We start from the raw sequence: 20255 nt of genomic DNA on the forward strand, positions 1-20255 counted from the left end.
TTTCCACCGATCGCGTTTTCTCGCTAGGCTCTGGCGATGAGCCGCCGCCCCTATGATCTTCCGTCGCTGAAGGCACTGGCTGCCTTCGAGGCCGTGGCGCGGCAGCGGAACGTCACCCATGCGGCGGCAGAGCTGAACGTGACGCCCGGCGCGGTCTCGCGGCAGGTGCGACAGCTGGAGGCTGACCTGGGGGCCACGCTGATGCTGCGGCGGCATGACGGGATCTCGATGACCAGAGAGGGCGAGGCGGTGGCAGCCAGCCTGTCCGAGGCCTTCCTCAAAGTGTCGACCGCGCTGCAGCAGGTGCGCGAGTCCGACCGGCACCATGTCGCGATCCTGTCCAACATGGCGACGATGCAGCTGTGGCTGATGCCCCGGCTGGGTGCGTTCTGGCGCCAGCATCAGGATATCGTGGTGGAGCATGTCATTTCGGAGCGCAGGCAGGAGGGACTGCGGCCGGACATCGACCTTTCGCTGCGCTACGGCGACGGCAACTGGCCGGGGGAACATGCGGCCCGGGTGCAGGACGAGACGATCATGGCGGTGGCAAGCCCCGGTTTCCTGGCGGCCCATCCGGTGGCGGGCGCGACCGAACTGGCGGCGGCGCCGCTCTTGTCGGTCGAGGGGCCGGACTGGGACTGGATGACCTGGGACGGATTCCTGCAGGCCGCGGGGGCCGTGCTGGAACGACCGAACATCCGCCGGTTCAATTCCTATGTCATCGCCCTGCAGGCGGCGCTGGATGGGCAGGGGATCGCGCTTGGCTGGTCCAGCTCGGTCAAGCCGCTGATCGCGAAGGCAGAACTCGTGCAGGTCACGACGACAGAGATCGCCGATCGCTTTGCGATCCATGTCACCTGGTCGTCCAGCCGCCCGCTGCGCCCGGAGGCAGAGGTCTTCCGCGATTGGTTGCTGTCCGCTCAAGCGTTGAGCTGACCTCAACGCTCCCCGGAAGTTTCCTCGCTTGCCTGAAGCGGGTGGGGGCCGTCATCTGAGGCACCGGCAAGCGTCCGGTGCTGACGAACGGGACCCCGATGATACCGAAGACGATGACCGCCGTGCTGCTGACCGGCCATGGGGATACCGACAGGCTGGTGCTGCGCCACGACGTGCCGGTGCCTGCGCCGCGGGCCGGAGAGGTGCTGATCCGCGTCGCGGCCTCGGCGGTGAACAACACCGACATCAACATGCGGATCGGCTGGTATTCCAAGAAGATCGGGGTCGAGACATCGGCGGCGGGCGGGATCGAGCCGGATGCGGAAGATGCCTCGTGGTCCGGCGTGCCGCTGCATTTCCCGCGCATCCAGGGTGCCGATGTCTGCGGCCATGTCGTCGCCGTGGGGGCGGGTGTGGACCCAGGCCGCATCGGCGAACGGGTGCTGGTGCGCAACATGCTGCGCTCCTACGTGGATTTCCGCCCCTACGAATGCTGGACCTTCGGCAGCGAGATCGACGGCGGCTTCGCCCAGTTTACGGTCGCCCCCTCGCGTGAGGTCTATGCGGTGAACTGCGACTGGTCGGATGCCGAGCTTGCCTCGATCCCCTGCGCCTGGTCCACCGCTGAGAACATGCTGCACCGGGCGGGTGTCGGGGCCGAGCGGGTGCTGGTGACCGGCGCGTCGGGCGGGGTCGGATCGGCGGCAGTGCAACTGGCCAGGCGGCGCGGGGCGACCGTGATTGCGCTTGCGGGTGCCGCCAAGGCCGATGAGGTGCGCGCGCTTGGCGCGGATCAGGTGATCGACCGCGGGGCCGATCTGGTCAGGACGCTTGGCCGCAATTCCATCGACGTGGTGATCGACATGGTGGGTGGCCCGGGTTTTCCGCAGCTTCTGGACGTGCTGCGCCCTGGAGGCCGCTATGCCGCCGCCGGGGCCATCGCGGGGCCGATCTGCAGCCTTGATCTTCGCACCGTCTATCTCAAGGACCTCACGCTTTACGGCTGCACCTTCCAGGAGGACGCGGTCTTCGCCAACCTGATCCGCTACATCGAGGCGGGCGAGATCCGCCCCGTTGTCGCCCGCACCTATCCGCTGGCGGAAATCGCGCGGGCGCAGGCGGATTTCCTGACCAAGGCCCATACCGGCAAACTTGTCCTCATCCCCCCGAAGGTGTCCGAATGAAGATCGCCAAGATCGAGCTTTTCAACGTCCATCTGCCCTATTCCGGCGGCATCTACCTGTTGTCCGGAGGCCGGGAATATACCGGGTTCGACGCTGCCATCCTGCGGATCGAGACCGATACCGGGATCGAGGGCTGGGGCGAGACGACGCCCTTCGGTGCGACCTACATCGCCGCCCATGCCCGGGGCGCCCGTGCCGGGATCGAGGAGATCGCCCCGCATCTCATCGGTCGCGACCCGCGCCAGCTGGACCGGATCAACGACAGGATGGACGACGCGCTGGTCGGCCACCATCACGCCAAGACCCCCTTCGACATCGCCTGCTGGGACATCCTTGGCAAATCGGTGAACCTGCCGGTCTGCGAGCTTCTGGGCGGTGCCACCGGCAAGCGGCTGCCGACGATTTCGTCGATCTATGCGGGGCCGCCGGACGAGATGCGCCAGCGCGTCGCGGCACACCGGCAGAAAGGCTATCTGGGTCACTCGATCAAGATCGGCGCGCTCGACAGCGAGGGTGGCCCGGCGCTGGATGCCGAACGTATCGCCGCCTGCCTGGCCGACCGTCGCCCGGGCGAATTCTTCCTGGTCGACGCCAATGGCGGAATGATCCCGGAAACCGCGCTCAGGATGCTGCGGATGCTGCCGCAGGGCCTGGACTTCGTGCTGGAGGCGCCCTGCGCGACCTGGCGCGAGACGGCATCCCTGCGCAAGCGCTGCAGCGTGCCGATCATCCTGGACGAGCTGGCCGAACTGGACGGCGACATCGCCCGAATCCTGGCCGAGGACATCGCCGACGGCATCGGCCTGAAGATTTCCAAGGCCGGGGGGCTGACGCGCGGCCGCCGTCACCGCGACATCTGCCGCGCGGCGGGGCTGACCCTCAGCGTGCAGGACACGGTCGGTTCCGCCATCGCCTTCGCCGGGATCGTGCATCTGGGCGCGACCGTCCCCGAACGCAACCTGCGTTGCGTGCTGGACTGCCGCGACATGGTCACGCTGGAGACCGCGACCTTCGACGCGCCGGTGCAGAACGGCGGTGTCCTGGCCCCGAACGCCCCCGGCCTGGGCGTGACCGTCAACCGCGACATCCTTGGCGATCCGGTCGCGAGCTGGAGCTGACCCCCGACGGAAAGAGCGCGGCTGAACGCGCCGAGACGACGAAACCCCAACATGGAGACCGCAATGAAACATCTGACCCTGACGACCGCGCTGGCGCTGCTTGCGGCGCTTCCCGCGCTGGCCAACGACCGGCCCGGAGAGGGCGTGACCGTGCGCCCGGTGATCCAGCCCGCGCTGGAAGAGATGTTCCAGGCCCGCATCATCTTCCGCGCGCTGGAAGATCTGGGCTACACCGTCGCCACCCCGAACGAGGTGATCGCCCAGCAGGCGCATCTGGCCGTCGGCACCGGTGACGCGGACTTCTTCACCGACACATGGGACACGCTGCATGCGGCCTTCGTCGAGGAAGCGGGCGGCGATGCGGTGATGACCAAGGTCGGCATCCTCTCCAAGGGAGCGCTGCAGGGCTATCTGGTCGACAAGGCCAGCTACGATGCCGGGATCACCGACATCTCGATGCTGAAGGACCCGGCAGTGGCGGCCAGGTTCGACGCCGATGGCGACGGCAAGGCCGACCTCGCCGGTTGCGTGCCCGGCTGGGGCTGCGAGCGGGTCATCGAACACCAGCTGACCGAATATGGCCTGCGCGACACCGTCACCCACAACCAGGGCGAGTACAACGCCATCATCGCCGATGCCATCGCCCGCCATGCCGGTGGCCAGCCGATCCTGTACTACACTTGGACGCCCTATTGGGTGTCGGGCGCGCTGGTTCCCGGCAAGGATGTGGAATGGCTGTCGGTGCCCTATACCTCATTGCCCGACGGCGGCACCGGCGTGACCGAGTTCGAGGGCAAGAACCTGGGCTTCGCCGTCGACAACCTGCGGATCGTCGCCCGCAACGACTTTCTGGCTGCCAACCCCGCCGCGGCCAAGCTGTTCGAAGTGGCCGAGATCAGCATCAACGACATCTCTGCCGAGAACAAGCTGATCTCGGACGGCGAAGACAGTTCGGCCGCCATCGACAAGCATGTCGCCGACTGGATCGCCGCCAATCGGGCGACCTACGACGGCTGGCTGGCCGAGGCACGTCAGGCCGCAGAATAATCCTTTATCCTGCCGGGCCGTTTCCGGCAGGTTCCTGTCGTTGCCCACTTCCAAACCCGGGAGCTTCCCGTCAGATTGCGAAACGTGCACGGGAGCTGGCCAAAGCCTTCGTCACGGGAAAGGGGAGACCTGCAGATGACCACGATGACCGCCCGGTCCGAAGGAGCGACATTCCTGCCGCTTCTGGTCATGCTGGGGCTGACGCATTTTCTGAACGACCTGATCCAGGCGCTGATCCCGGCGATCTACCCGATCCTGAAGGCCGAGTTCGCGCTGGACCTGGTGCAGATCGGGATGATCACCCTGACCTTTCAGATCGCCGGGTCGCTGTTCCAGCCGCTGGTAGGGCTTTACACCGACCGGCGCCCGCTGCCGTATTCCTCGGCGGTGGGGATGGGCTTCACGCTGGCGGGCATCACCGCGCTGGCCTTCGCGCCCAGCTATGGGATGATCCTTGCTTCGGTCGCCTGCATCGGCATCGGCTCGTCGATCTTCCACCCCGAGGCGACGCGGATGGCGCGCTATGCCGCGCAGGGACGGGCCGGGTTGGCGCAGGGCATCTTCCAGGTCGGCGGACAGGCCGGCGGGGCGGTGGCGCCGCTGGTCGCGGCCCTGGTCATCGTGCCCCTGGGGCAGGTGAGCCTCGCGGGCTTTGCGGTGGCGCCGATCCTTGCCATGCTGCTCTTGATCCGCATCGCGGGCCAGCACGACCGCCTGCGCGCGGCGTTCCATACGGCGGCAGAGGCGGCGCGGTCCCGCGCGACGTCGGCGCTGACGCCGCGCCAAGTGCGGCTGGGGCTTTTGATCCTGGTCGTGCTGATGACCTCGAAGCTGGCCTATCAGGAAAGCTTCCGGTCCTTCTACACCTTCTATGTCATCGAGACCTTCGGCGTCTCGATCCCGCAATCCCAGATCCTTCTCTTCGTGATCTTCATCTCCTCGGCCATTGGCGCGCTTCTCGGTGGCATTGTGGGGGACCGGATCGGGCGGCACCGGATCATCTGGATTTCCATCCTTGGCCCCCTGCCGATGACCCTGCTTCTGCCGCATGTCGGGCTGGCGGGGACGGTCGCGCTGACCGTGCTGATCAACCTGATCATGGCCAGCGCCTTCGCCTCGATCATGCTGTACGCGATGGAGCTGATGCCGGGCCGCATCGGCCTGATCGGCGGGGTCTTCTATGGCCTCAACTTCGCGCTGGGCGGGCTGGCGGCGGCGCTGTTGGGGGCGCTTGCCGACCGGATCGGGCTGCATGAGGTCTATGTGATCTGCTCGTTCCTGCCGCTCGTCGGGCTTGTCGCCTGGTTCCTGCCGAAGACCGAGGCCTGACGGCCTACGCGGCGACGGTGTGCTTCTGCTGTCGCGCGACCCGGGTTTCCTGCGGTGCGGCGCGCTGCCCGCTTGGCAACCCCAAAATCCGCTGCTAGCGTGATTTCGCTTTGGTCCGGGCGGCTTGCCGTCCGGTTAATAGGGAACGTGGTTCGGCGTAGCCAACAGGCACCAAATCCACGACTGCCCCCGCAACTGTAGGCGGAGAGCGAAGCCGGAATACGCCACTGCGGCCCCAAGGGCTGCGGGAAGGTCCGGTCTAGCTGCGACCCGCAAGTCAGGAGACCTGCCAAGGCATTCACCCTGTTCGGACGCGAGGGGCGTTCGGGCTGCGGACCTTCCGCACGTGGTGACTTCACCGTCTGCGGGGGGCTTCCGTCCTCTCCTGACATTCGTTCGGACTGCGGCCCTGCGGGGCCGTTCTTGGGGGGTATAAATGAACCGCTTCGCTCTGCTGGCCTCGGTGGCCGCATTGTCCTTTCCTGCTGCACAGGCCAGCGCGGAAGATGTCTTCAACCTTGGACAGATCATCCTCTCCGGCGGGCTCTCGCCCATCGAGGCCGAGAAATATGGCCGCGCGGTCAGCGTCGTGACCGCCGAGGAGATCAAGGAGCGCGGCATCACCAGCGTGAAGGATGCCTTGCGGGCCTTGCCGGGCGTCTCGGTCAACGGCTCGGGCATCAGCTTCACCCAGGTCCGCATCCGCGGCGGCGAGGGGAACCATACGCTCATCCTGATCGACGGGATCGCGGCTGCGGGGGGCGACGGCGAATACATCCTCAGCGGCCTGGAAACCGCGAACATCGAACGGATCGAGGTCCTGCGCGGGCCGCAATCGGTGTACTATGGATCGAATGCCTCGGCCGGGGTCATCAACATCATCACGCGCAAGGGAGGCGAGGGCACCACGGCCCATGCCAGCCTGGAAGTCGGGGCCGGAACCATCGCCACCGCCTTCCTTTCGCGGCGCAATGAGCGGGGCGGGGTGTCGCTGGCCCTCTCCCGCACGGTGGACAAGGGTTTTGACGAATCCGGGGACGGCGGCGAGAAGGACGGTCTGAACAGGACCACGGCGATCCTGTCGGGCGACTATCTGGTGACGGATGTGCTGAAGCTGGGCTTCACGCTGCGGCGGTCCAAGGAAGACTACGCTTATGACAGCAACAGCTTCGTGGCGACCGACGCCGCCTCCTATGTCGTGGACGACCCGACCCAGTTCGCCGACCGGGACGAGCGCACCGCGGCGATCTTTGCCGAGCTTGCCATGCTGGACGGGCGGCTGACCCATCGTCTTGCCGTCGAGAAGACGCAGAACGAGCAAAGCAACAACGGTGGCGCGGCGACCGAGACGACGACCGATGCCCTGAAATACCGGCTGAGCTACGGCATCGACGGCACGGTCGAGGATGCCAGCCATCTGCTGAACTTCCTTCTGGAGAACCGGGAGGATTCCAGCAGCTCGAACCCGGGCTACAAGCGCGAGGCAACCTCGGCGGCGGTGGAATACCGCGGCAGCCTCGCCTCCGGCCTTGACCTGCAGGTGGGGGTCCGGTTCGACGACAACTCGGTGTTCCGGGATGCGATGACCTGGAACGTCGGCCTGTCCTACAAGCTGGCAAACGGGATCCGCCTGCACGGCTCGGCGGGGACCGGCGTGGTGAACCCGTCCTATTTCGAGCTTTATGCGGCGGCCTTCGGCTACTTTGGCAACCCCGACCTGCAGCCTGAACGCAACCGCAGCATCGACTTCGGCGTCGAATTCCCGGTCTTCTCGGATCGCGGCACCTTGGACGTGACGCTGTTCCGCGAGGCGCTGACCGACGAGATCACCGCCGTCAGCACCGGCCCCGGGACCTTCTCGTACATCAACCAGGCGGGCGACAGCGACCGGCAGGGGGTGGAAGTCCGTGGGCAGATGCAGGCGACCGACGACCTGTCGCTGCGCATGGCCTATACCTACCTTGACGCAAGCAATCCCGACTCCAGCGTGGAAATCCGCCGTCCGCGCCACGAGCTGACGCTTGGCGCAACGCTGGCGGCCTTCGGTGGCCGCGGCTCGGTCTCGGCGGACCTGCGCCATGTCTCCGGCAACTACGACACCCAGTTCTGGGGCGCCTACGAGACGGTCGAGCTTCCCGCTTTCACCACGGTCAACCTTGCCGCCGGCTATGATCTGAACGACCGGGTGCGGCTGACGGGGCGGATCGAGAATGTCTTCGACACGGACGCGACCGATGTCTGGGGCTATGCGACCCGGGGTCGAGCGATCTATGTGGGGATCGATGCCAATTTCTAGGAACCTGATCCTGGCGAGTCTTCTGGGGGCGCTTTGCGGCGCCCCCCTGATGGCCGAGGTCCCGCAGCGGGTGGTGTCGATGAACCTTTGCACCGACCAGCTGGCCATGATGCTGGCGGCGCCCGGCCAGCTGCTTTCGGTGTCTCACCTTGCTTCCGACCCGCGCGGCTCGGCCATGGCCGACGAGGCGAAGGCCTATCCGCCGAACCATGGGTTGGCCGAGGAGATCTATCTCATGCAGCCCGATCTGGTGCTGGCAGGCTCTTTCACCTCGCGCGCGACGGTGGCGATGCTGCAGCGTCTGGGCGTGCGGGTCGAGATTTTCGAGCCCGCCTACGGGCTGGACGAGATTCCGGGCCAGATCCGGCGCATGGGCGCGATTCTGGGGCGGGAGGACGAGGCGCAGACGATGCTTGAGACCTATGAAGCCGATCTCGCCGCCTTTCAGGACGAGGTGACGCGCAACCCCCGCGCGGCGATCTATGCCGCCAACGGCTATACGCAAGGCGACCGCAGCCTGTCGGGGCAGATCCTGATCGCGGCGGGCTTCGCCAATGTGGCCGAGGAGGTTGGCTTTTCCGATGGCGGGATCATGCCTTTGGAGCAACTGGTGATGCTTGCCCCGGAAGCGGTGATCACCAGCCGCCCCTATCCGGGCAATTCCCGCGCCGAAGATGTCATGCTGCATCCCGCCCTGATCGCCAGTCAGGACGATCTGGCGCGCGGCACGTTTTCCGACCGCGATTGGGTTTGCGGCACGCCCTTTGTTCTGCGGGCGGTGACCGAAATGGCTGCGCTGCGCCGCGCCTTGACCTCAGACAGGGGCAATTGATGCGCCTTTTCCTCGTTCTTGCGGCTTTGGTATTCATTCTGTTTCTGGGTGCGCTGGTCATCGGCCCTGCAGGCATCGGCCCGATAGAAAGCCTGCGGGCGCTGGTCTTCGGTGGAGAAGGGCCCTTGCCTCTGGTCATGCAGGAAATCCGCCTGCCGCGCGCGCTGTTGGGGCTGATGATCGGTGCCGCGCTGGGCCTTGCCGGGGCCGCGATGCAGGGCTATCTGCGCAACCCGCTGGCCGATCCGGGGCTGATCGGCGTGTCGGGCTCGGCCGCGCTTGGCGCCGTGATCGCGCTGCAGACCGGCGTTGCGGCAAGCACCACCCTGGCCCTGCCTTTCTCTGCGCTGGCGGGGGCTGTCGTCGGTGTGGTGCTGGTCCTGGTGCTGGCCGGGCCGCGCGGTGGATCGCTGACCCTGATCCTGGCCGGGATCGCGATCTCGGCGCTGGCGGGGGCCTTGACCTCGCTGGTGCTGAACCTGTCGTCCAATCCCTTCGCCGCGAACGAGATCGTCTTCTGGATGATGGGCTCGCTGGCTGACCGGTCGATGACCCATGTCTGGATCGCGCTGCCGCTGATCCTTGCCGGATCGCTGGCTCTGGTGACACTGGGACGGGGCCTCGATGCGCTGACCCTGGGCGAGGACGCGGCCGAGGCGATGGGCGTCCGGCTGACCCGGCTGCGGCTGGTGCTGATCTTCGGCACGGCGGCGGTGGTCGGAGCCTCGACCGCCGTCGCCGGGGCCATCGGCTTTGTCGGGCTGGTGGTGCCGCATGTGCTGCGCGGCTTCGTGGGCGCGCGACCGGGGCGGCTCCTCTGGGCCTCGGCGCTTGGCGGGGCGGCGATGCTGCTGGCCGCCGACATCGCTGTCAGGGTCGTCCTGCCCGGACGCGATCTGAAGCTTGGCGTCCTGACCGCGCTGGTCGGTGCGCCGCTGTTCCTGCACCTAATCTACCGCACGCGGAGGGCGGCATGACCCTTCTGTCCGTCGAGAATCTGGGCGTGTCGCGGCGGGGTCGCCCGGTGCTGCAGGATGTTTCCCTGCAAGTCGCCGAGGGCGAGCTTGTCGGGCTGATCGGCCCCAACGGCGCGGGCAAGACCACGCTGATGCGGGCGGTGCTGGGGCTTCTGCCGCATTCCGGCCTGTCCTCCCTCGCCCAGCTTTCGCCGCGCGACCGGGGCCGCCGCGTCGCCTGGATGCCGCAATCGCGCGAGATCGCCTGGCCGGTCTCGGTCGAGACGCTGGTCACGCTGGGCCGGATCCCGCATCTTGCGCCCGGCCAGCGCATCACCGAGGCCGACCGCTCTGCCATCGACCGCGCCCTGGCCCGGATGGAGCTTCAGGACTTCCGCCAGCGGCAAGCCACCGCGCTGTCCGGCGGCGAGCAGGCGCGGGTGCTGATTGCCCGCGCGCTGGCACAGGAAACCCCGCTGCTGATGACGGACGAGCCGATTGCCGGTCTGGACCCCGCGCACCAGATCTCGACCATGCGGGCCTTTGCGGCGCTTGCCGCCGAGGGTCGGGCCGTGATCGTCTCGCTGCATGACCTGGGCCTTGCAGTCCGGCACTGCTCGCGACTGATCGTGGTGGACGGGGGCCGCATCGTCGCCGACGGCCCGCCGCTTTCGGTGCTGACGCCCGACCGCCTGCGCGCCAGCTTCGGCATTTCTGCCTGGTTCCAGGATACCGACCAAGGTCCCGTCTTCCAGCCGCTGGAGGTTCTGGGATGACAGCCGTCATGCTGGAGCGGCCCTGGCTGATCTTCGATCTCGGGCAGGAGATGCAGGTTCTCAGCTGGGCGCTGAACCGGCCGGGCTTTGCCATGGCACGGCACATCCTGTGGCGCGAGGTCCGCAACGCCGACCTGCCCGAAGGGTTCGACGCGCGGGGCTGGCTGATCGACGAGGTACATCACCGGGGCCTGCCCGATGCCGTGGCCTTCCTCACCTCGCGCGATGTCACGCGGCACCACCGGGCCAGCGCGACCATAGGCGAGGATCAGGCCGATTGCCTGGCGACCGTGGGTTTGGCGAATGCCGAGCGCGTGGGTCAACGCCGGGATTTTGCCGCGCAGAACTGGGGCACGATCAACATCGCTGTGCGTCTGACGCGGGGGCTGACCCAAGCCGGTCTGATCGAGGCCCTGAGCATCGCCGCCGAGGCGCGGACCGCCGCGATCATCGACGCTGCCCTTGCCCTGCCCGGGGGGCTTGCGACCGGGACCGGCACCGATTGCCTCGCCATCGCCGCGCCGCCGGGCGCTTGCGACCATGCCGGGCTTCACACCGCCGCGGGCGAGGTGATCGGAGCCGCAGTCTATCGTGCGACGCTTGAGGGCGCACGCGCCTGGCAGGCAGAGCGCCAACACCAGAGGGGATGACTGATGGAACCTGACCTGCAAGAGATCGTCGAACGCGGTCTGGCCGATGCCGAGACCGGCTGGAACATGGGGTCATTCGGTGCGGTGGCCGAATTTCACCATGTCGGGGATGAGGTGCCCCAAGCCCTGGCCGCACCGTTGACCCAGGTCACGCAGCGCGGCGGTGTGCGGATCGCGCGGCTGGCCGGGGTGCGCCCGCTGGCCTACGAGATGCTCAGCCCCAAACCGCATCGCTGGTCGCAGGCCGTGGCGCTGTGCCTGCCCGAGGCCGAGGCAGCCATGCAGCGCCGTGATGTGCTGACCGAGCTTGGCCCCGACAGCCAGGCCTTGCGCCCCGGCGACCGGGAGGCAGTGCTTTTCGATATGGGGCTTGCCCAGCCGCAGGTGGATTTCTGCATCCGTACGGCGGACCCCGAGCTTCTGGCCGAGTTGCGCGCCCATGCGGGCCGGTCGCTGTTCGACCATGACAACCCGGTGATGATGGCGATCCTCAAGGCGCATCCGCATCGGGTGGCGCTGACCCGGCTGGGGCGGGTTGAGGTCTATCAGAAGATCGGCGGGCCGGACACCGGCGGGGTCTCGCCCGAAGGGCCGCATACGCATGTACTGCCGAAGCTCCTGCGCGCGGGACGCACCCATTCCGCCAATGCGCCGATTCCCGCGGGCTGGGTGCCCTGCGCCAGCTTCCACCCGGAAAACCCGGTCATCGGTCGCATGGGCGAGGAGAAGGATTTCGACCCCCGCAGCTTCGATGCCTTTCAAGCCCTGCTGCGCGCTTGGGGGCCGGAGGAGTACCTTGCCGCCAAATCCGCCGTCTGGGCCGAACTCGCCGCCGGTCGGGGCCCTGAGAGCTTCACCGCGCCTGCCAGCCGCACCGGCCGGACCGGCCTGCGCAACGGCTTGCGTCAGTGGCGGCGCATGAAGGGCGACAACGATTGTCTTGCTGCTTGGACGGCGGCTTTCGACGCCTCGGCCGAAGCCGATGACAGCGCCGAGGATGAAAAGCCGGGCCACTGATCGACCGGCCCGCGGGACACGGCGTCAGAAATCCCAGTCGGCATCCTCGGTCGCCACCGCCTTGCCGATGACATAGCTGGACCCGGAGCCCGAGAAGAAATCGTGGTTCTCGCTGTCGGGGCTGAGCGCGGCGAGGATCGCCGGGTTCACCTCGCAGGCGGCGGGCGGGAACAGGGGCTCATAGCCAAGGTTCATGAGCGCCTTGTTGGCGTTGTAGTGCAGGAAGGCCTTCACGTCCTCGGTCAGGCCGATGCCGTCGTACAGCTCGGCGGTATAGCGCGCCTCGATGTCGTAGAGGTCGAAGATCAGCGCGAAGGCATAGTCCTTCAACTCCTGCCGCCGCGCCTCGCTCTCGCGCTCCAGCGCGCGCTGGAACTTGTAGCCGATGTAATAGCCATGCACCGCCTCGTCCCGGATGATCAGGCGGATCAGGTCGGCGGTGTTGGTCAGCTTCGCGCGGCTGGACCAGTACATCGGCAGGTAGAAGCCGGAATAGAACAGGAAGCTTTCCAGGAAGACGCTGGCGATCTTGCGCTTCAGCGGGTCGGCGCCGGGGGCATAATCGCCCAGGATCAGCCGGGCCTTGGCCTGCAGATGCGGGTTCTCCTCGGACCAGCGGAAGGCCTCGTCCACCTCCTTGGTCAGGCAGAGGGTGGAGAAGATCGAGGAATAGGACCGGGCATGGACCGCCTCCATGAAGGCGATGTTGGTCAGCACCGCCTCTTCATGCGGGGTCTGCGCGTCGGGCAGCATCGCGGGCGCGCCGACCGTGTTCTGGATCGTGTCCAGAAGCGTCAGCCCGGTGAAGACCCGGATGGTGAGCTCCCGCTCTTCTGGCCGCAGGGTCGCCCAGGACTGCACGTCGTTCGACAGCGGCACCTTTTCCGGCAGCCAGAAGTTCACCGTCAGACGGTTCCAAACCTCCAGGTCCTTGTCGTCCTGCAACCGGTTCCAGTTGATCGCAGCAGGCACGCGAAGCGGGGTGATCAGGTCTTTCATCGCGGCCTCACAAGGTGCAGGAAACACAGCCCTGCACTTCCGTCCCCTCGAGGGCGGCCTGGCGCAGGCGGATGTAGTAGATCGTCTTGATGCCCTTCTTCCAGGCGTAGATCTGCGCCCGGTTGATGTCGCGGGTCGTCGCCTCGGCCGGGAAGAACAGTGTCAGCGACAGGCCCTGGTCGACGTGTTCGGTCGCCGCGGCATAGGTGTCGATGATCGCCTCCGGCCCGATCTCGTAGGCGTCGCGGTAATAGTCGAGGTTGTCGTTGGTCATGAAGGCCGCCGGATAATAGACCCGACCGATCTTGCCCTCCTTGCGCACCTCGACCTTGGCGACGATCGGGTGGATCGAGCTGGTCGAGTTGTTGATGTAGCTGATCGACCCGGTGGGCGGCACCGCCTGAAGGTTGCGGTTGTAGAGGCCGTGGGTCATCACGTCGGCCTTCAGCTTCGCCCAGTCCTCGCGGTTGGGCAGGCTGATCCCCTCGAACACACGGGCCACATCGGGCAGCGTCGGCAGCCAGTCGCGGCTGGTGTATTTGTCGAAGAACGACCCGTCGGCATATTTCGACCTGTCGAAATCCTTGAAGGTCGCGCCATGTTCCTGCGCCAGGAGGCAGGAGGCGCGGATCGCGTGATAGGCCACCGCGGCGAAATAGACCGAGGTGAACTCCACCCCCTCGGCGCTGCCGTAGTGGATGCGTTCCCGAGCCAGAAAGCCGTGCAGGTTCATCTGGCCCAGCCCGACCGCATGGGCCTCGTCGTTGCCGCGCCGGATTGAGGGAACGCTGTCGATGGCCGACATCTCGGAAACCGCGGTCAGCGCACGGACCGAGGTCTCCACCGTCGCGCCGAAATCCGGCCCGTCCATGGTGGCTGCGATGTTCAGTGACCCGAGGTTGCAGGAAATGTCGGTGCCCATCCGGGCATAGGACAGGTCCTCATTATATTCCGAAGCCTCGTTGACCTGCAGGATTTCAGAACAGAGGTTCGACATGGTGATGCGCCCCGCGACGGGGTTGGCGCGGTTCACCGTGTCTTCGAACATGATGTAGGGGTAGCCGCTCTCGAACTGGATTTCGGCGAGGGTCTGGAAGAATTCCCGCGCGTTGATCTTCTTCTTCTTGATCCGCTTGTCGTCCACCATCTCGGCATATTTCTCGGTCACCGAGATTTCCGAGAACGGGACGCCATAGACCTTGGCCACGTCATGGGGCGAGAAGAGGTACATATCCTCGTTCCGCTTCGCCAGATCGAAGGTCACGTCGGGGATGACCACCCCCAGCGACAGCGTCTTGATCCTGATCTTCTCGTCAGCATTCTCGCGCTTGGTGTCGAGGAAGCGCAGGATATCGGGGTGGTGCGCGTTCAGGTAGACCGCCCCGGCCCCCTGCCGCGCGCCCAGCTGGTTGGCGTAGCTGAAGCTGTCCTCCAACAGTTTCATCACCGGGATCACGCCCGAGGACTGGTTCTCGATCCCCTTGATCGGTGCCCCCGCCTCGCGCAGGTTGGTCAGCATCAGGGCCACGCCGCCGCCCCGCTTCGACAGTTGCAGGGCCGAGTTGATCGAGCGACCGATCGACTCCATGTTGTCCTCGATCCTGAGGAGGAAGCACGAGATCAGCTCCCCGCGCGAGGCCTTGCCGGCGTTCAGGAAGGTGGGCGTGGCAGGCTGGAACCTGCCCGAGATGATCTCGTCCAGGAACCGCAGGGCCAGTGCCTCGTCGCCCCGCGCCAGCGTCAGGGCGACCATCACCACCCGGTCCTCGTAGCGTTCCAGATAGCGCTGCCCGTCGCGGGTCTTCAGCGTGTAGGAGGTGTAGTATTTGAACGCCCCCAGAAAGGCCGGGAACCGGAACTTGCGCTTGTAGGCCTCGTCCCAGATCTTGCGCTGGAAGTTGCGCGAATACTGGTCCAGCACCGCGGCCTCGTAATAGCCCTCGCTGACCAGATAGCCGAGCTTTTCATCAAGGCTATGAAAGAAAACGGTATTCTGGTTGACGTGCTGCAGAAAATACTGCCGCGCCGCCATGCGGTCGGCCTCGAACCGGATGCGGCCCTCCGCGTCATACAGATTCAGCATCGCGTTCAGCGCGTGATAGTCGAGCGAGGGGTTCAGGCCGCCGTCGGGCATTCCATTCTCCAGAACTGGTCAAGCCCGGCGCGGATGCGGGCGATGTCGGCCTCGGTTCCCGCCAGCTCGAAGCTGGTCAGCCAGGGCACGTTGCATTTCTCGGCAATCACCCGGCCCGACAGCGCGAAGGTCTGGCCGAAATTGCGGTTGCCCCCGGCGATGACGCCGCGCAAGAGCGCGCGGCGGGCCGGGTCGTTCAGGAAGGCGATGACCTGCTTCGGCACCGCGCCCCGGCCAAGGCCATCGGCGTAGGTCGGGCAGATCAGCACATAAGGCTGGCCGGGCGCAGGCATGGGGTCGGCGGCCCGGACCGGAATGCGCAGGGCGGGCAGGCCCAGGCGATCCACGAAGCGTGCGGTATTGCCCGAGGCCGAGGAGTAATACACCAGCCCGCCCATGTCGATCAGGCCAGGCGGCCGATCATGTCGGGCCGGAACCCCGCCCAATGTGCCTCGCCCGCCACCACGACGGGGGCCTGCCGGTAGCCCATCGCCGTCACCCGTTCCATCGCCTCGGCATCCGCTGTCAGGTCGATCAGGCTGTAAGCAATGCCCTTGGCATCCAGCGCGCGGGTCGTGGCGGTGCATTGCACGCAGGCGGGTTTGGAATAGACGGTGATCATGCTCTCTGTCCCTTGTCTTGTGTGTCTTGCGGGAAGGAGGCATGGACGAAAGGGGCTAAAGCCCTTCCAGTCACGCCCCCGTGCCCGCCGCACGGTTTCGTCTCTGCTGTCAGGGCCGGTCTCCTGGCTTGCGGGTCGGGGCTTGGCTGGTCTTCCCAAGGCGCACAGGCCCCAGTGACGTTTCAGCTTCGCTCGCCGCTTACAGTTGCGGGGGCAGCTCCGGTATCGCACCGGCTTCCCGTTTCACCCGCGAGTCGCCCCGCGAGAACCTTGACCCCAGCATTAGGCATTTGTAACGCCGGGAAGTCAACATCTTGTGGCGTCTATTCCGCCGCAATCTTGACCTCGCCCTGCGGGACGTAGTTCAGCACCGGCGCCAGCCAGCGTTCCGCCTCGGCCAGGCGCATCCCCTTGCGCGCGGCATAGTCCTGCACCTGGTCGCGTTCGACCTTTGCGACGCCGAAGTAATAGGCGTCAGGGTGCCCGATGTAGAGGCCCGAGACCGAAGACCCCGGCCACATCGCCATGCTTTCGGTCAGCTGCACGCCCGTGGTCGCCTCGGCATCCAGCAGCCGGAACAGCGTGAGCTTTTCGGTGTGGTCGGGCTGGGCCGGATAGCCCGGCGCGGGGCGGATACCGCGATAGGGCTCGCCGACCAGTTCGTCAGGCGCGAAGCCCTCGTCCGGCGCGTAGCCCCAAAGCTCGCGCCGCACCTTCTGGTGCAGCATCTCGGCCATCGCCTCGGCATAGCGGTCGGCCAGAGCCTTCACCAGGATCGCGGAATAGTTGTCGTTGGCCCGGTCAAACCGCTCGGCGATCTCGGCTTCCTCCGGTCCCGCGGTCACCACGAAGCCGCCGACATGATCCGCCACCCCGACTGGAGCGACGAAATCGGCCAGTGCCACGTTCGGGCGCCCCGCGCGCTTCGAATGTTGCTGGCGCAGTGTGTGCAGCGTTGCCAGCGAGGTCCGCCGGTCCTGGCCGGTATAAAGGAGGATGTCGTCTCCGACGGCATTCGCGGGCCAGAACCCGACCACGGCTTGCGGTTTGAACCACCGCTCTGCGATGATCCGCGCCAGCATCGACTGCGCATCCGCGAACAGCGCCCGCGCCGCGTCACCCTGTTTCGGATCGTCGAGAATCTTCGGATAGATCCCCTTCAGCTCCCATGTCTGGAAGAAGGGCGTCCAGTCGATGAACCGCGCGATTTCCGCCAGATCCCAGTCCTGGATCACCTGCGTCCCAAGGAACCGGGGCGGGCGTGGGCTATAGCTCTGCCAATCGATCTTCATCGCATTGGCGCGGGCGGTGGCAAGGGGGACGCGCTCCTTCGCCCGCTCGGCACGTTCGTGGCGCTCGGCCACTTCGCGGTATTCGGCGCGGATGCCTTCCGTGAAACCGGCCTTCTGGCTATCCGACAGCAGGCTGCCGACCACGCCCACCGCCCGGCTGGCGTCCAGCACATAGACCGCGGGGCCGGAATAGCGCGGCGCGATCTTGACCGCCGTATGCACCTTGGAGGTGGTTGCCCCGCCGATCAGCAGCGGGATGCGGAAGCCCTCACGCTCCATCTCGGCGGCCATATGGACCATCTCGTCCAAGCTGGGCGTGATCAGGCCGGAGAGGCCGATGGCATCAACCTTCTCGGTCCGTGCGATCTCGAGAATCTTCTGTGGCGGCACCATCACGCCCAGATCGACGATCTCGTAGTTGTTGCAGGCGAGGACCACGCCGACGATGTTCTTGCCGATGTCATGCACGTCACCCTTCACGGTGGCCATCAGGATCTTGCCCGCCGACTGCCGCCCGGTGCCGCCGGTCAGGCGCTTCTCCTCCTCCATGTAGGGCAGGAGAACCGCCACCGCCTGCTTCATCACCCGGGCCGATTTCACCACCTGCGGCAGGAACATCTTGCCCGCGCCGAACAGGTCGCCCACCACGTTCATCCCGGCCATCAGCGGGCCCTCGATCACGTCCAGCGGACGGGAGGCGGCCAGTCGCGCGGCCTCGGTGTCCTTCTCGATGAACTCGGTGATGCCGTTCACCAGCGCATGTTCCAGCCGCTTCTCCACCGGCCAGTCGCGCCAGGCCAGGTCGCGCGCCTTTTCCTCGCGCGCGCCACCCTTGTAGCGGTCGGCCAGTTCCAGCAGCCGGTCCGTCCCGTCGGGGTGGCGGTTCAGGACCACGTCCTCGCAAGCCTCGCGCAGCTCCGGGTCGATCTGGTCGTAGACCGCCAGCTGACCCGCGTTGACGATGCCCATGTCCATGCCCGCCCCGATGGCATGATACAGGAACACCGCGTGCATCGCCTCGCGCACCGGCTCGTTGCCGCGGAAGCTGAACGACAGGTTCGAGACCCCGCCCGAGATATGGCAATGCGGCAGGTTCGCCCTGATCCAGCGGGTCGCCTCGATGAAATCGACGCCGTAGTTGTTGTGCTCCTCGATCCCCGTGGCGACGGCAAAGATGTTGGGGTCGAAGATGATGTCCTCGGGCGGGAAGCCGACCTCCTCTGTCAGGATGCGATAGGCCCGGGCGCAGATCTCGGTCTTGCGGGCGAAGGTGTCGGCCTGGCCCTGCTCGTCGAAGGCCATGACCACCACAGCCGCGCCATAGGCGAGGCACAGCCCGGCATGGTGCCGGAAGGCCGCCTCGCCCTCTTTCATGCTGATTGAATTGACGATGGGCTTGCCCTGCACGCATTTCAGCCCGGCCTCGATCACCTCCCATTTCGAGCTGTCGATCATCACCGGGACGCGGGCGATGTCCGGCTCGGCGGCGAGGAGGTTCAGGAACTCCACCATCGCCTGCTTCGAGTCGATCAGCCCCTCATCCATGTTGATGTCGATGATCTGCGCGCCGTTTTCGACCTGGTCGCGTGCCACCTCCAGCGCGGCGGCATAGTCGCGGTTCACGATCAGCTTGCGGAACTTCGCGCTGCCGGTGACGTTCGTCCGCTCGCCGACGTTCACGAAGGGAATGTCCGGCGTCAGGACGAAGGGCTCCAGCCCCGACAGGCGCAGGTGGCGGCTCAAGCGACGGCCCTCGGCGTCTGGCCCGCGACGGCGTCGGCGATCGCGCGGATATGCTCGGGCGTGGTGCCGCAGCAGCCGCCGACCACGTTCACCAGACCCTCCTCTGCGAAACGGGCGATCTGGGCGGCGGTCTGGTCCGGGGTTTCGTCATACTGGCCGAAGGCATTGGGCAGCCCGGCATTCGGATAGGCGCAGGTGAAGGCGGTGGCCACACCCGCCAGTTCGGCCAGGTGCGGTCGCATCGCCTCTGCCCCCAGCGCGCAGTTCAGCCCCACGGTAAAGGGCCGCGCATGCATGACCGAGTGCCAGAAGGCTGTGGGGGTCTGCCCCGACAGCGTACGCCCCGAGGCATCGGTGATCGTGCCCGAGATCATCAGCGGCAGGCTCACGCGGGTGGCCTTGAAGGCTTCGAGACAGGCGAAGATCGCCGCCTTGGCGTTCAGCGTGTCGAAGATCGTCTCGATCAGGATGATGTCGGCCCCGCCCGCGATGAGCCCCGTCACCTGCTGGCCATAGGCGATCCGCAGGTCGTCGAAGCTGACGGCGCGATAGCCCGGATCATTCACATCGGGCGAAAGGCTTGCCGTGCGGTTGGTCGGCCCCACCGCGCCGGCCACGAAGCGGGGCCGCCCGTCGATGGCGGTGGCGCGGTCCATCGCCCGCCGGGCGATCCGCGCGCCTTCCGAGTTCAGGTCGTGCACAGCCTTCTCCATCCCGTAATCGGCCTGCGCGATGGTGGTGGCTGAAAAGGTGTTGGTCTCGACGATATCCGCGCCTGCCATGGCATATCGGAAATGGATCTCCTCGATCGCCTGGGGCTGGGTCAGGATCAGAAGGTCGTTGTTGCCCTTCTGCGGGTGGTCGGAATGGTGCGGGCAGGCGCAACCCGAGCCGCGGCCGAGGAAATCCTCCTCTGACAGCCCGAGCCCCTGGATCTGCGTTCCCATCGCCCCGTCGAGGATCAGGATGCGGTGCCGCGCGGCGGCATCCAGCGCGGAAGGAAGGCGGACGGGATGGGAGGAAAGGATCGTCATGGCTCTGCTCGTTCAGGGGCAAAGCGTCTCATATCCGGGAAGCGTCCCGGCGAAAAATTCATGTTTCTCCAGAAGATCATGAATCCGGTGCATGTACCGCGGGCGGCCGTGATGGCGAATCCGGTGGCGGTCCTGCCGCTTTTGGATTTGACAGCATTTCGCAGCTGCGGCAAAACGTGAGGTGATGGTTCCCGGCCGATGGTCGGGTGAAAAGGGAACACGGTGCGGCGCAACAGCGCCAAATCCGCGACTGCCCCCGCAACTGTAAGCGGCGAGCGATCCCCGATGCC

General features: G+C 66.5%; 17 protein-coding genes and 3 riboswitches. Of the genes, 11 read left to right on the plus strand and 6 right to left on the minus strand.

From position 1 onward, the window contains the following. The first annotated feature begins 36 nt into the window (after positions 1 to 36). The 11 genes from V7Q39_RS03420 (at position 37) to V7Q39_RS03470 (ending at position 12141) form a co-directional block, all read left to right on the plus strand. Positions 37 to 936 (plus strand): LysR substrate-binding domain-containing protein, encoded by a 900-nt coding sequence (locus tag V7Q39_RS03420; RefSeq protein WP_333814993.1) that lies wholly within the window; start codon positions 37 to 39, stop codon positions 934 to 936. A gap of 113 nt (positions 937 to 1049) precedes the next feature. Further along, entirely contained in the window at positions 1050 to 2120 is a 1071-nt protein-coding gene (locus V7Q39_RS03425) for an alcohol dehydrogenase family protein (RefSeq protein ID WP_333814994.1), read from the plus strand. Next, complete coding sequence (locus V7Q39_RS03430) at positions 2117 to 3238, plus strand: mandelate racemase/muconate lactonizing enzyme family protein (protein ID WP_333814995.1); 1122 nt, start codon at positions 2117 to 2119, stop codon at positions 3236 to 3238. The genes V7Q39_RS03425 and V7Q39_RS03430 overlap by 4 nt, the downstream gene beginning before the upstream one ends. 63 nt (positions 3239 to 3301) lie before the next feature. Further along, positions 3302 to 4285, plus strand: coding sequence for a glycine betaine/L-proline ABC transporter substrate-binding protein ProX (proX, locus tag V7Q39_RS03435; protein ID WP_333814996.1), 984 nt, complete (start codon positions 3302 to 3304; stop codon positions 4283 to 4285). A 135-nt stretch (positions 4286 to 4420) separates the two neighbouring features. After that, positions 4421 to 5614 (plus strand): MFS transporter, encoded by a 1194-nt coding sequence (locus V7Q39_RS03440; RefSeq protein ID WP_333814997.1) that lies wholly within the window; start codon positions 4421 to 4423, stop codon positions 5612 to 5614. Positions 5615 to 5708: 94 nt separating this feature from the next. Next, positions 5709 to 5922, plus strand: a riboswitch (cobalamin riboswitch). 128 nt (positions 5923 to 6050) lie between these two features. Beyond that, positions 6051 to 7910 (plus strand): TonB-dependent receptor plug domain-containing protein, encoded by a 1860-nt coding sequence (locus V7Q39_RS03445; protein WP_333814998.1) that lies wholly within the window; start codon positions 6051 to 6053, stop codon positions 7908 to 7910. Between the two features lie 49 nt (positions 7911 to 7959). Next, entirely contained in the window at positions 7960 to 8742 is a 783-nt protein-coding gene (locus V7Q39_RS03450) for an ABC transporter substrate-binding protein (RefSeq protein ID WP_333814999.1), read from the plus strand. Beyond that, positions 8742 to 9719 (plus strand): FecCD family ABC transporter permease, encoded by a 978-nt coding sequence (locus V7Q39_RS03455; RefSeq protein ID WP_333815001.1) that lies wholly within the window; start codon positions 8742 to 8744, stop codon positions 9717 to 9719. Before V7Q39_RS03450 ends, V7Q39_RS03455 begins: the two co-directional genes overlap by 1 nt. After that, on the plus strand, positions 9716 to 10474 hold the full coding sequence (locus V7Q39_RS03460; RefSeq protein WP_333815002.1) for an ABC transporter ATP-binding protein: 759 nt from the start codon (positions 9716 to 9718) through the stop codon (positions 10472 to 10474). The genes V7Q39_RS03455 and V7Q39_RS03460 overlap by 4 nt, the downstream gene beginning before the upstream one ends. Beyond that, the gene (locus V7Q39_RS03465) at positions 10471 to 11124 is read left to right on the plus strand and encodes an adenosylcobinamide amidohydrolase (RefSeq protein WP_333815003.1); all 654 of its coding nucleotides are present in this window, start codon (positions 10471 to 10473) and stop codon (positions 11122 to 11124) included. Before V7Q39_RS03460 ends, V7Q39_RS03465 begins: the two co-directional genes overlap by 4 nt. Positions 11125 to 11127: 3 nt before the next feature. After that, positions 11128 to 12141 carry a DUF6925 family protein gene (locus V7Q39_RS03470; RefSeq protein ID WP_333815005.1) on the plus strand — a complete coding sequence of 338 codons (1014 nt, stop codon included), beginning with the start codon at positions 11128 to 11130 and terminating at the stop codon, positions 12139 to 12141. A gap of 24 nt (positions 12142 to 12165) precedes the next feature. On the opposite strand, the gene nrdF is transcribed toward V7Q39_RS03470, so the two are convergent. From nrdF to V7Q39_RS03500, 6 genes are all read right to left on the minus strand, one after another. Next, positions 12166 to 13140, minus strand: a complete 975-nt coding sequence (gene nrdF, locus V7Q39_RS03475) for a class 1b ribonucleoside-diphosphate reductase subunit beta (RefSeq protein WP_333815006.1) — start codon at positions 13138 to 13140, stop codon at positions 12166 to 12168. Positions 13141 to 13147: 7 nt separating this feature from the next. After that, positions 13148 to 15274: a class 1b ribonucleoside-diphosphate reductase subunit alpha gene (nrdE, locus tag V7Q39_RS03480; protein ID WP_333815008.1), complete on the minus strand. Its 2127-nt coding sequence runs from the start codon at positions 15272 to 15274 to the stop codon at positions 13148 to 13150. After that, a complete protein-coding gene (nrdI, locus tag V7Q39_RS03485) occupies positions 15256 to 15672 on the minus strand; it encodes a class Ib ribonucleoside-diphosphate reductase assembly flavoprotein NrdI (RefSeq protein WP_333815009.1) in 417 nt (138 codons plus the stop codon). Before nrdI ends, nrdE begins: the two co-directional genes overlap by 19 nt. Positions 15673 to 15677: 5 nt before the next feature. After that, positions 15678 to 15896 carry a glutaredoxin-like protein NrdH gene (gene nrdH, locus V7Q39_RS03490; RefSeq protein WP_333815010.1) on the minus strand — a complete coding sequence of 73 codons (219 nt, stop codon included), beginning with the start codon at positions 15894 to 15896 and terminating at the stop codon, positions 15678 to 15680. A 96-nt stretch (positions 15897 to 15992) separates the two neighbouring features. After that, a riboswitch (cobalamin riboswitch) is annotated at positions 15993 to 16184 on the minus strand. A 35-nt stretch (positions 16185 to 16219) separates the two neighbouring features. After that, positions 16220 to 18931, minus strand: a complete 2712-nt coding sequence (metH, locus tag V7Q39_RS03495; RefSeq protein WP_333815012.1) for a methionine synthase — start codon at positions 18929 to 18931, stop codon at positions 16220 to 16222. Next, entirely contained in the window at positions 18928 to 19965 is a 1038-nt protein-coding gene (locus tag V7Q39_RS03500; RefSeq protein ID WP_333815014.1) for a homocysteine S-methyltransferase family protein, read from the minus strand. The genes metH and V7Q39_RS03500 overlap by 4 nt, the downstream gene beginning before the upstream one ends. Before the next feature lie 168 nt (positions 19966 to 20133). Further along, positions 20134 to 20255: riboswitch (cobalamin riboswitch) on the plus strand. This riboswitch is flagged as partial in the annotation.

The organism is Tabrizicola sp. (genome assembly GCF_036781545.1).
GTDB lineage: Bacteria > Pseudomonadota > Alphaproteobacteria > Rhodobacterales > Rhodobacteraceae > Tabrizicola.